Genomic DNA, 10,062 nt, shown 5'->3' on the forward strand with positions numbered 1-10,062 from the left:
CCACCACCCGGCACGGTAGCGTCGGACCTGCCATGGAACTTGCCTACATTCCCAGCCCGTCGCGCGGGGTGCTGTATCTCGGCCCCATCCCGCTGCGCGGCTACGCCTTCTGCATCATCATCGGCGTCTTCGTCGCCGTCTGGCTCGGCAACAAGCGCTGGGTCGCTCGCGGCGGGCAGGCCGGTACGGTCGCCGACATCGCGGTGTGGGCCGTCCCCTTCGGCCTGGTCGGCGGCCGGCTCTACCACGTGATCACGGACTACGAGCTGTACTTCAGCCCCGGCCGTGACTGGGTGGACGCCTTCAAGGTGTGGCAGGGCGGGCTCGGCATCTGGGGGGCGATCGCGCTCGGCGCGCTCGGCGCCTGGATCGGCGCGCGGCGCCGGGGCGTCCCGCTGCCGGCGTACGCCGACGCCATCGCGCCCGGCATCGCGATCGCGCAGGCCATCGGCCGCTGGGGCAACTGGTTCAACCAGGAGCTGTACGGCCGGGAGACCCATGTTCCCTGGGCCCTGCACATCACCTCCTCCGAGGGCGGCCGGGTGCCGGGCTACTACCACCCGACCTTCCTCTACGAGTCGCTGTGGTGCATCGGTGTCGCCCTCGTCGTGATCTGGGCCGACCGCCGCTTCAAGCTGGGCCACGGCCGGGCCTTCGCCCTGTACGTCGCCCTGTACTGCGTGGGCCGCGCCTGGATCGAGCACATGCGGGTCGACTACGCCCACATCATCCTGGGCGTCCGGCTCAACGACTGGACCGCGTTGATCGCGTTCCTGCTGGCGGTCACCTACATCGTGGTGTCGGCGAAGCTGCGGCCGGGGCGCGAGGCGGTCGTGGAGCCGGCCGCCGCCGGAGCTGCGCCGCACAGCGTCCCGGACGGCTCCGCCGAGAGTGCCTCCGAGGCTCCGGAAGCCGCCGCCGAGGCGGAGCAGGAGGCCGAGCCCGTGGCCGGGGAGACCGAGCCTGCGGCCGAGGCCAAGGAGACGAAGGACGAGGCGGAGTCGGCGGGCAAGAAGAGCTGACCGCTGCCGGTACGACACCGAGGGCGCCCGGAAAGCTCCGGGCGCCCTCGGTGCGTCGGGCGCCAAGGGCGGTCAGAGCCGGTGGGTCAGGGACAGGGTCCGCCGCGCCGTCGCCACCACCGCCGCGTCGATGAAGCGGCCGTCGGGCAGCGCCTGGGCACCCTCCTCCAGGGCGGCTGCCTTGAGGATCGTCTCGGCGTGTTCGAGTTCCGCCGGGGTGGGCAGGTAGGCCCGTTCGATCACCGGCAGCTGGCGCGGATGGATGGCGGCGCGGCCCAGGAAGCCGAGGGCGCGTCCGTGGGCGCAGGACGCGGCGAGGCCGTCCAGGTCCCGGATGTCGGGGTGGACGCACTGCGTGGGCGGGGCGAGGCCCGCCGCGCGGGCGGCGACGATCACCCGGGAGCGCGGCCAGTCCAGGCCCGCGTCGGCCCGTACCCCGAGGTCGGCCCGGAGGTCCGCCTCGCCGAGGGCGATGCCCCGCAGGGCCGGGTGGGCGGTGGCGATGGTGAAGGCGTGCTCGATGCCGAGGGCCGTCTCCAGCAGGGCGTACAGGGGGACGGGGGTGACCGAGGCGGCCCGTCTGATCTCCTGCGCGGTCGTCACCTTGGGCAGCCGCAGCCCGGCCAGCCCGGGCAGGGCGGCCACGGCGGCGAGGTCGGCGGCCGCCCAGGGGGTGTCCAGGGCGTTGACGCGGACGTGCACCGGAACCGGCTGGGGGGTGCGCAAGCGCTCGGCGGTGGCCGCGCGGGCGTACTCCTTGCGGTCGGGGGCGACCGCGTCCTCCAGGTCGATCACCACCACGTCGGCGCCCGCCGCCAGCGCCTTGGCCACCACCTGTGGGCGGTCGCCGGGGGCGTAGAGCCAGGTGAGCGGGAACCGGGTCACAGGGCCCCCTCCGCGCGCAGGGCCGCGATGTCCTCCGGGGCGAGGCCCAGCTCGGTGAGGACGGCGTCCGTGTCGGCGCCGTGCGGCCGGCCGGCCCAGCGGATCGCGCCGGGGGTCGCGGAGAGCCGGAAGAGGAGGTTCTGGAGGCGCAGCGGGCCCAGCTCGGGGTCGTCGACCGTGGTGATCGTGTGCAGGGCCTGGTACTGGGGGTCGGCCAGGATGTCCCGGACGTCCTGGACCGGGGCGGCCGCGGCCTCGGCCTTCTCGAAGGCCGCGAGCACCTCGGCGCGGGAGCGGGCGGCGATCCAGGAGCCGACCGCCTCGTCCAGCACGTCGGCGTGCGCGGCCCGCTCGGCGCCGGTGGCGAACCAGGGTTCGGCGATCAGATCGGGGCGGCCCACCAGGTGCATCACCCGCTCGGCGACCGACTGGGCGGAGGCGGAGACCGCCACCCAGGTGCCGTCGGCGGTGCGGTAGGTGTTGCGGGGGGCGTTGTTGGCGGAGCGGTTCCCGGTGCGTTCCTGGACGTATCCGAGCTGGTCGTACCAGGTGGGGTGCGGGCCGAGGGCGGCGAGGATCGGCTCGATGAGCGCCAGGTCGACCACCTGTCCGGTGCCGCTGCGCTCCCGGGCGGCCAGCGCGGTCAGCACGGCGAAGGCGCAGGTCACGCCCGCGATGGAGTCGGCGAGGCCGAAGGGTGGCAGGGTCGGGGGCGCGTCCGGTTCCCCGGTGAGCGCGGCGAAGCCGCTCACCGCCTCGGCGAGCGTGCCGAAGCCGGGCCGGTGGGCGTACGGGCCGAACTGGCCGAACGCGGTGACCCGGGCGAGCACCAGCCGGGGGTTGGCGGCCGACAGCTCCGGCCAGCCCAGATCCCACTTCTCCAGGGTGCCGGGGCGGAAGTTCTCGACCAGCACATCGGCGTCCGCGGCGAGCCGGAGCAGGGTGGAGCGGCCGCCCGGCGTGGACAGGTCCAGGGTGATGGTCCGCTTGTTGCGGCCGAGCACCTTCCACCACAGGCCGATGCCGTCCTTGGCCGGGCCGTGCCCGCGGCACGGGTCGGGGGTGCGGGGGTGCTCGACCTTGATCACCTCGGCGCCGAAGTCGCCGAGCAGCGTGGCGGCCAGCGGACCGGCGAACAGGGTCGCGAGGTCCAGCACCCGCAGGCCGGCCAGCGGCGGTGTGGGCGTCGTACTCATGCGGTGAACTGCGCGTCGATCTCCGGGCGGTACGGCATCGACACCGACGCGCCCTCCCGCTGCACCGAGATCGCCGCCGCGGCCGCCGCCCAGGACAGCGCCTCGCGTACCGGTTTCTCCTCGGCGAGGGCCACCGCGAGCGCGCCCACGAAGGTGTCGCCCGCGCCGGTGGAGTCGACCGCGCTCACCCGTGGCGCGGGGACCACCAGCGGCTCGGTGCCCCGGGCCAGGTAGAGGCAGCCCGTCGCGCCCAGCGTGACCACGACCTGCGGCACCTGCTCCAGCAGCGCGGCCGCCGCCTCGCGCGGGTCGGTGCGGCCGGTGAGGGTGACCGCCTCGTACTCGTTGGGCACCAACAGGTCGGTCGAGGCGAGGAGTTCGGGCGGCAGCGGCTGGGCCGGGGACGGGGTGAGGACCGTACGGACGCCGTGCCGGTGGGCGGCCTGGGCGCCCGCGACGACCGCCGCCAGGGGGATCTCCAGCTGAAGCAGCAGGGCGTCGGCGGAGGCGATCACGCCCTCGTCGCCGGGGGAGAGGTGGTCGACGGTGCCGTTCGCGCCCGGGATGACGACGATGGAGTTGCCGCCCTCGTCGTCCACCACGATGTGCGCGGTGCCGGAGGCGCCCTCGACGGTGCGCAGGGAGTCGGTGTCCACCCCGGAGTGTTCGAGGGTGTCGCGCAGCCGCACACCGAAGGCGTCGTTGCCGACCGCGCCGATCATCGAGACGGTGGCACCGGCGCGGGCCGCGGCGATCGCCTGGTTGGCGCCCTTGCCGCCGGGGATCGTGCGGAACTCCCGGCCGGTCACGGTCTCCCCGCGCTGCGGGGCCTTCGTGACATAGGTGACGAGGTCCATGTTGGTGCTGCCGAGGACGGCGATGTGGGTCATGGGCGGACCGCCTCCAGGTGGGTGAGGTGGGCGAGGGTGTCGAAACCGGTGCCGTCGAAGTCGGCGACGGTGGTGGCGAGCCGGTTCTTCAGCGGGGCCCGCCAGTGCTCGGGGAGGGCGTCGGGGCGGCCGGCGAGCAGTCCCGCGACGGAACCGGCCGTGGCGCCGGCCGAGTCGGTGTCCCAGCCGCCCGCCACCGCACGGCCGATGGACCCGGTGAAGTCGCCGTCCGCGTGCGCGAGGGCGGCGGCGATCAGGGCGGTGTTGGGGATCGCGTGCACCCAGTGGTGGTCCGGGCCGTACACGGCGTGGAGTTCGTCCACCACGTCGTCGAAGTCGGCGGTGTCCCGGGCGAGTCGGAGGGCGTGGTCGATCGCCCGCGCCAGCCGGGAGCGCGGCGGCACCACCGAGCGGCCGGTGCGCAGACAGGCGTGCACGTCATGGCGGCCGGTGGCGGCGGTGGCGATCACGGCGGCGGTGAACATGGCCGCGTAGACGCCGTTGGCGGTGTGGGACAGGACCGCGTCGCGATAGGCCTGTTCCGCGGCGGCGGCCGGGTCGCCCGGATGGGTCCAGCCGTGCATGTCGGCGCGGATCAGGGCGCCGATCCACTCCCGGAACGGGTTGCGGTGGCGGGCCGTGTGCGGGGGTTCGATGCCGCTGAGGAGGTTGCGGTGGGTGACGCGTTCGGCGGTGAAGGTGCGGCCCGGGGGCAGCTCGTCCAGCCAGAGGCGGGCCACGTCCGTGGTGGTGAAGGCCTTCCCGTGGCGCTGGAGGAGCAGCAGGTTGAGGAGCGGGTAGTCGAGGTCGTCGTCCTCGGGCATGCCGTCGATGTTCTCGGCGAGGCTGGTGGCGGCCGAGCGGCGGTTCCAGGGGTGCCGGCCGAGCAGCTCCGCGGGGACGCCCACCGCGGTGAAGTAGCCGGTCAGGGGCCGGTTTCCGGCTGCCTCGGCGAGGGCGCGGATGGCGTCCAGGGGGAGCTTCTCGACCGGTTTGCCGAGCAGGCAGCCGATGGCCCGGCCCAGCCAGGCGGCTTCCAGGGCGGCGGGGGTGAGGTCCGCGGCGAGCCGTTCGGCGGGCCAGTTGGGGCAGCGGGACCTGATCGCCGTCAGGTCCGTCGGTTCGTCCTCGGCCAGCGTGCCGGGCAGATCGGCGAGTTCGTCCAGCAGGTCCTCGGCCAGCAGCCGCAGATAGCGGGAGGCGCGATGCGCGGAGGCGCCCGCCCGCTCCGGGGCGTCCGTGCCGCCCGCCGCCCGCCAGCGCGCCTCGATCGCCGAGGGCTCCCGCCCGTCCAGCCGGGCCTGGCGGAGTTCATGGCCGAGCAGGTCCTCCGGCTGGACCCAGGTCAGTCGGAGCATCGGTCCCCTCCCAGCGCGCCGAACGCCTCCTCGTGGGCGCGCCGCCGGCGCACGTCCTTGCGGAAGACCTCCCGCGCGACCTCGGCGAGGGTGCGGGCCGGCGCCCACAGGTCCAGCCGGCTGGCCTCCGCCACCGTCTTCGCCCACTCCTCGGGCACGGGCGAGCCGAGCGCGCCCGCGAGGGCACCGGCCATGGTGGCGATCGAGTCGCAGTCACGGCCGTAGTTGACCGAGCCCAGGACCGCGTGCCGGTAGTCGCCGCCGGAGACCAGCAGCATGCCCAGCGCGATGGGCAGTTCCTCGATGGAGTGCAGCCGGGAGGGGCGGCGGGCGGCCAGGGAGGGGGCGCGGTAGTCCGGGCCGACCGTGTCGTACGGCGCGACCGCCGCGCGCAGCGGCCGCAGCGCCGACTCGAAGTCGCTGTGCCGGCAGGCCACTTCGCAGACCTTCTCGATGGCCGTGCGGGTGCCGTCCTTGGCCAGCGAGAGGCAGGCGGCCACCACCGAGTCGGGGCTCGCACCCGGTGCGGTCGCGGCCGCCACCGCCGCCGCGAGGACACCGGCCGCCTCACGGCCGTACGACGACTGGTGCGCACCGGCGATGTCCAGCGCCTCGGCGTAGGCGGTGGCCGGGGCGGCCGCGTTGACCAGTCCGACGGGGGCCATGTACATCGCGGCGCCGCAGTTGACGATGTTGCCGACGCCCGCTTCCCGGGGGTCGGCGTGGCCGTAGGCGATCCTGGTCACCAGCCACTTCTCGGCGAGGAAGAGGCGGTGCAGGGGCAGGGTCTCGGCCTCCAGCTCCGGGATCCAGCGCGGGGTGGTCATCAGGTCCGGGACCAGGTGGTCGGCGACCGCGTAGGCGTCGAGGTGGTCGCGGACGCGGTCGTAGACCCGGATCAGCGCATGGGTCATCAGGGTGTCGTCGGTGACATGGCCGTCGCCCTTGTGGAAGGGGGCGAGGGGGCGGGCGGTGCGCCAGGCGTCGCCGTGCCAGGGGCCGACGATGCCGTGCACGCGGCCGCCGTGGCGTTCGGCGATCTGCTCCGGTGACCAGCCCTCGACCGGGCCGCCCAGGGCGTCGCCCACGGCGGCCCCGACGAGGGCGGCGGTGACGCGCTCCTCCAGGGCGGAGGGCTCGTGGTGTGCGGCCCTTTCACCTCCTGCCGGGTCCTCGCATGCTCCGAGTTCTTCGCACTCTTTGGGCCTCATGCCCCGAATCATCCCCCTGGACGGGCCGGTTGTGCGGCTTCCAGGAGTCCGGCGAGTTCCACCAGGTCGGTGCCGGTGAGGCGGGGCAGGGTGCAGCCCGAGAGGGTGCGGCAGGCGTCGCGCCAGGACTGCGGGACGGCCGCGCCGCCGCCGAGCGCGCCGGTGAGGGCGCCCGCGAGGGCGGGCGCGGAGTCGGCGACCCGGGAGAGACAGGCGGCGGCGGGCACGGCCTCGGCGATCCGGCCGTGCGCCGCGGTGGCCAGCGCGAGCGCCACCGGGACGGTCTCGGCGGCGGCGACGCCGTAGCTGTACACGTGGTCGACGATCTGGTGCTCCAGGAGCGGTACGAGGGCGAAGGCGGACTCCGTGTCCTCGGCGAGGGCGAGCGCGTGGCGGGTGTTGCGGCCGATCTCGGTGTCCGCGGGGAGTTCGGCGAGCGCTCCGGTCACACAGGTGTCCGGTTCCGCGCCGGCGAGGGCGAGGGAGAGCGCCGCGGCCATCGCCCGGGCGCCGTGCACGCCGTCGCCGTCCTGGGTGTAACGGGCGTCGAACTCGGCGAGGGCGGCGGCGCGCCCCGGGTCGCCGGGGTGGGCCACCGCGAGCACACAGGCGCGCACGCAGGCCGCGTCGTCGAAGTAGTGCGGGTTGTCGTGGCCGGTGGCGGGCGGGCGCAGCCCGGCGGCGAGGTTGCCCAGGCCGGCGCGGACGGAGATGCGGGCGCGCAGCGGGAGTACGGCGGACTCGACCTCGGGGGCGCGTTCCGCCGCGGCGGCGACCTCCGCGGCGACGGCGGTCCAGGTGAGGTCGATCGCGGCGCGCATCCGGCGCTCCCGGCCCAGGTCGCCCGGATCACCGAGGCCACCGGGGGCGCCGAAGGCGTCGGCGTCCCCGGCCCGCAGCACCGCTTCCGCGGCGAACACGGCCCATTCGGCGTCGTCGGACGGGCCGAGGCGGAGCGGCTCGGGGGGCTGGTTCAGGGCGATCGGCACGGGCAGGGTGGTCGTCGCGTTCTGCTCGGCGAAGGTGTCCAGTTCGCGGGTGAGCCGACGGGTCCATTCGGGCATCCGGGTGGCGCGGTGCCGGGCCGAGGGCCAGCCGGCGGCATCGCCCGCGGCGAGCCCGAGCAGGAGGCCCTCGATCCTGCGGGGCTTCATGGCTGTGCCTTGCTGTTGGGCTCTGCGGCCTGGCCGAGTCCGGGCTGGGGGCCGGTGTTGCCGGGGTGGGTGGGCCGGCCGGTGGTGTGGCCCGTGCCGAGCCCGGCCAAGGGGCTTTTGATCGTGTGGGGCTTCATGGCCGTCCCTCGCTGTCGTGCTCCCCGGACGGGCCGACCCCGACCAGGGGGTTCGCCCCACCGAGCCCGGTCGGCCGGTGTCCGGTCGTAAGGGGCCCGGGGGGCCGCCGGCGTTCCGGCTCGTCGGGTGGCCGAAGGTGTTCCCGCTCCTCCGGTGGCCGAGGCTCCCGCTCCCCGGGTGGCCGAGGGTGCTCCCGTGCCCCGGGTACCAGCAGTTCGGCGATGTCCAGGATGTGGCGGCCCGCCATGGCGGGCAGGCAGCGGCCGCGGGACGGGCCGATGGGGCGGGCCCAGTCCGGGGGGATGGCCGAGACGCCCTGGGTCGCACCGGACAGGGCGCCCGCCACCGCCGCCGTCGTGTCGGCGTCCCGGCCCATGTTGACGGCCGTGAGCACCGCCTGCCGGAAGTCGCCGTCGGCGGTGGCGTACGCGCCGAAGGCCAGGGCGACCGCCTCCGGGGCCAGGTCCGTCCACGGGTAGCCGCCGATCACGACCGCCGAGCGCACCGCCCGTTCGCCGCGGTGCGCCACGGCCACCGCTCGCCGCAGCGAACGGGCCGTCCAGGAATCCTCGGGGACGACCGCGAGCGCCGCGGCGACCACCACCGGGACCGGCGCCCCCGCCATCGCCGCCGCGACCCCTGCGGCGACCGCCTGGCCGCCGTAGATGCCCTCGCCCTCGTGGCTGACCGAGCCGTCGATCGCCGCGAGCCGGGCGGCCTCGTCGGGGCGTCCCGCGGCGAAGACGCCGAAGGGCGCCGCGCGCATCGCCAGACCGTCGCTCCAGGGGTGGCGGTGCTGGGCGGAGATGGGCGCGGCCAGGCCCCGGCGCAGGTTCTCCAGGGTGCCGCGCTCGCTGAAGCCCGCGCCCCGGAAGGGACCCTCGGCCCGGTCGGCGATCCACTCGTGCCAGGCCGCCTCCACATGGGCCGGGGTGAGCGCCGAGCCGTGCCGGGCCAGCAGCAGGCCGGAGAGGATCGCGTACTCGGTGTCGTCCGTGCCGCAGGGGTCCTCGGTGACATAACCGGTGATGCGGCCCCAGCGGGCGCGGATCTCGGAGGGCCTGAGGTTCTCGGCGGGGGCGCCCATCGCGTCGCCCACGGCCAGCCCCAGCAGGGCGCCACGGGCCCGGGCGCGCAGATCGGTGGCGTCCCCGGGCGCGGGGAGTGGGGGCAAGCAGGCGATCGATGCCATGGACGGCCTCCTTGAGGGCGGCACCGCGCGGACCCCGTGCCGGGGAAACCCTTTGCGGATGTGTCCCCCGGGGGGCCTCGCACCGAGCCGGTCGAGGGGCCGGGTTCACCCGCTCGCGCACCCGGGAAGCAGGGGGCTCCGATGCGCACGCCACGGAGAAAGCGCAGGTTAGCCCAGCCTTTCCTTGCTGGCGGGGGGCACCGGATCGGCGTAGATTTCCTGTAGTCGAAAAGTAGAACTCGTCCAAAGTTAGCTTTGGCTAAGCTATCCCGGGGGGCCCGCATGGCCATCATCGAAACCACCGCCGCGCTGCACGAGGCGCACCGCGACAACCACACCCACCGCGATGTCAACGGTGGCTGGCTGCGGCCCGCCGTCTTCGGTGCGATGGACGGCCTGGTCTCCAACCTCGCGCTGATGACCGGTGTGGCCGGCGGTGCGGTGAGCCATCAGACGATCGTCCTCACCGGGCTCGCCGGCCTCGCCGCCGGCGCCTTCTCCATGGCGGCCGGCGAGTACACCTCGGTCGCCTCGCAGCGCGAACTCGTCGAGGCCGAACTCGACGTCGAGCGGCGTGAGCTGCGCAAGCACCCGCAAGACGAGGAGGACGAGCTGGCCGCCCTCTATGTCTCCCGCGGTGTCGAGCCGCAGCTGGCCCGCGAGGTGGCCCGGCAGCTGTCCAAGGATCCCGAGCAGGCGCTGGAGATCCATGCCCGCGAGGAGCTGGGCATCGACCCCAGCGATCTGCCGTCGCCGCTGGTCGCGGCCGTGTCGTCGTTCGGCTCCTTCGCCCTGGGCGCCCTGCTGCCCGTACTGCCGTTCCTGCTCGGCGCGACCGCCCTGTGGCCCGCCCTGCTGCTCGCCCTCGTGGGGCTGTTCGCCTGCGGTGCCGTCGTGGCCAAGGTGACCGCGCGGACCTGGTGGTACAGCGGTCTGCGGCAGCTCGCGCTGGGCGGTGCCGCGGCCGGTGTGACGTACGCCCTGGGCGGCCTGTTCGGAACGGCCGTAGGATAAGC

At 75.0% G+C, this 10,062-nt stretch carries 10 protein-coding genes; 2 read left to right on the plus strand and 8 right to left on the minus strand.

Annotated elements, in window-relative coordinates; translation table 11 throughout:
* The first annotated feature begins 32 nt into the window (after positions 1 to 32).
* Positions 33 to 1,022 carry a prolipoprotein diacylglyceryl transferase gene (lgt, locus tag ACWCV9_RS11350; protein ID WP_450785688.1) on the plus strand — a complete coding sequence of 330 codons (990 nt, stop codon included), beginning with the start codon at positions 33 to 35 and terminating at the stop codon, positions 1,020 to 1,022.
* Positions 1,023 to 1,094: 72 nt separating this feature from the next.
* On the opposite strand, the gene ACWCV9_RS11355 is transcribed toward lgt, so the two are convergent.
* Genes ACWCV9_RS11355 through ACWCV9_RS11390 form a run of 8 tightly spaced genes read right to left on the minus strand, consistent with a single transcriptional unit; the run spans position 1,095 to position 9,046 of the window.
* A complete protein-coding gene (locus tag ACWCV9_RS11355) occupies positions 1,095 to 1,907 on the minus strand; it encodes an HpcH/HpaI aldolase/citrate lyase family protein (RefSeq protein ID WP_450785690.1) in 813 nt (270 codons plus the stop codon).
* Positions 1,904 to 3,103 carry a CaiB/BaiF CoA transferase family protein gene (locus ACWCV9_RS11360; protein ID WP_450785692.1) on the minus strand — a complete coding sequence of 400 codons (1,200 nt, stop codon included), beginning with the start codon at positions 3,101 to 3,103 and terminating at the stop codon, positions 1,904 to 1,906. Before ACWCV9_RS11360 ends, ACWCV9_RS11355 begins: the two co-directional genes overlap by 4 nt.
* Positions 3,100 to 3,993 (minus strand): ribokinase, encoded by an 894-nt coding sequence (gene rbsK, locus ACWCV9_RS11365; protein ID WP_450785694.1) that lies wholly within the window; start codon positions 3,991 to 3,993, stop codon positions 3,100 to 3,102. The genes ACWCV9_RS11360 and rbsK overlap by 4 nt, the downstream gene beginning before the upstream one ends.
* On the minus strand, positions 3,990 to 5,351 hold the full coding sequence (locus tag ACWCV9_RS11370; RefSeq protein WP_450785696.1) for an ADP-ribosylglycohydrolase family protein: 1,362 nt from the start codon (positions 5,349 to 5,351) through the stop codon (positions 3,990 to 3,992). Before ACWCV9_RS11370 ends, rbsK begins: the two co-directional genes overlap by 4 nt.
* The gene (locus tag ACWCV9_RS11375; protein ID WP_450785697.1) at positions 5,339 to 6,562 is read right to left on the minus strand and encodes an ADP-ribosylglycohydrolase family protein; all 1,224 of its coding nucleotides are present in this window, start codon (positions 6,560 to 6,562) and stop codon (positions 5,339 to 5,341) included. The genes ACWCV9_RS11370 and ACWCV9_RS11375 overlap by 13 nt, the downstream gene beginning before the upstream one ends.
* An 8-nt stretch (positions 6,563 to 6,570) precedes the next feature.
* Entirely contained in the window at positions 6,571 to 7,716 is a 1,146-nt protein-coding gene (locus ACWCV9_RS11380; protein ID WP_450785698.1) for an ADP-ribosylglycohydrolase family protein, read from the minus strand.
* The gene (locus tag ACWCV9_RS11385; protein WP_450785699.1) at positions 7,713 to 7,853 is read right to left on the minus strand and encodes a hypothetical protein; all 141 of its coding nucleotides are present in this window, start codon (positions 7,851 to 7,853) and stop codon (positions 7,713 to 7,715) included. Before ACWCV9_RS11385 ends, ACWCV9_RS11380 begins: the two co-directional genes overlap by 4 nt.
* A complete protein-coding gene (locus tag ACWCV9_RS11390) occupies positions 7,850 to 9,046 on the minus strand; it encodes an ADP-ribosylglycohydrolase family protein (RefSeq protein ID WP_450785700.1) in 1,197 nt (398 codons plus the stop codon). The genes ACWCV9_RS11385 and ACWCV9_RS11390 overlap by 4 nt, the downstream gene beginning before the upstream one ends.
* 282 nt (positions 9,047 to 9,328) lie before the next feature.
* Between ACWCV9_RS11390 and ACWCV9_RS11395 the strand changes: the two genes are divergently transcribed.
* Positions 9,329 to 10,060, plus strand: a complete 732-nt coding sequence (locus ACWCV9_RS11395; RefSeq protein WP_450785701.1) for a VIT1/CCC1 transporter family protein — start codon at positions 9,329 to 9,331, stop codon at positions 10,058 to 10,060.
* The last annotated feature ends 2 nt before the right edge of the window (positions 10,061 to 10,062 follow it).

It is taken from the genome of Streptomyces sp. NPDC001606 (genome assembly GCF_053596835.1).

Coding starts and splice junctions, on each gene's coding strand:
- ACWCV9_RS11395 (WP_450785701.1), top strand. CDS start 9,329: ATGGCCATCATCGAAACCACCGCCGCGCTGCACGAGGCGCACCGCGAC.
- ACWCV9_RS11370 (WP_450785696.1), bottom strand. CDS start 5,351: ATGCTCCGACTGACCTGGGTCCAGCCGGAGGACCTGCTCGGCCATGAA.
- ACWCV9_RS11360 (WP_450785692.1), bottom strand. CDS start 3,103: ATGAGTACGACGCCCACACCGCCGCTGGCCGGCCTGCGGGTGCTGGAC.
- ACWCV9_RS11380 (WP_450785698.1), bottom strand. CDS start 7,716: ATGAAGCCCCGCAGGATCGAGGGCCTCCTGCTCGGGCTCGCCGCGGGC.
- rbsK (WP_450785694.1), bottom strand. CDS start 3,993: ATGACCCACATCGCCGTCCTCGGCAGCACCAACATGGACCTCGTCACC.
- ACWCV9_RS11375 (WP_450785697.1), bottom strand. CDS start 6,562: ATGAGGCCCAAAGAGTGCGAAGAACTCGGAGCATGCGAGGACCCGGCA.
- ACWCV9_RS11385 (WP_450785699.1), bottom strand. CDS start 7,853: ATGAAGCCCCACACGATCAAAAGCCCCTTGGCCGGGCTCGGCACGGGC.
- lgt (WP_450785688.1), top strand. CDS start 33: ATGGAACTTGCCTACATTCCCAGCCCGTCGCGCGGGGTGCTGTATCTC.
- ACWCV9_RS11390 (WP_450785700.1), bottom strand. CDS start 9,046: ATGGCATCGATCGCCTGCTTGCCCCCACTCCCCGCGCCCGGGGACGCC.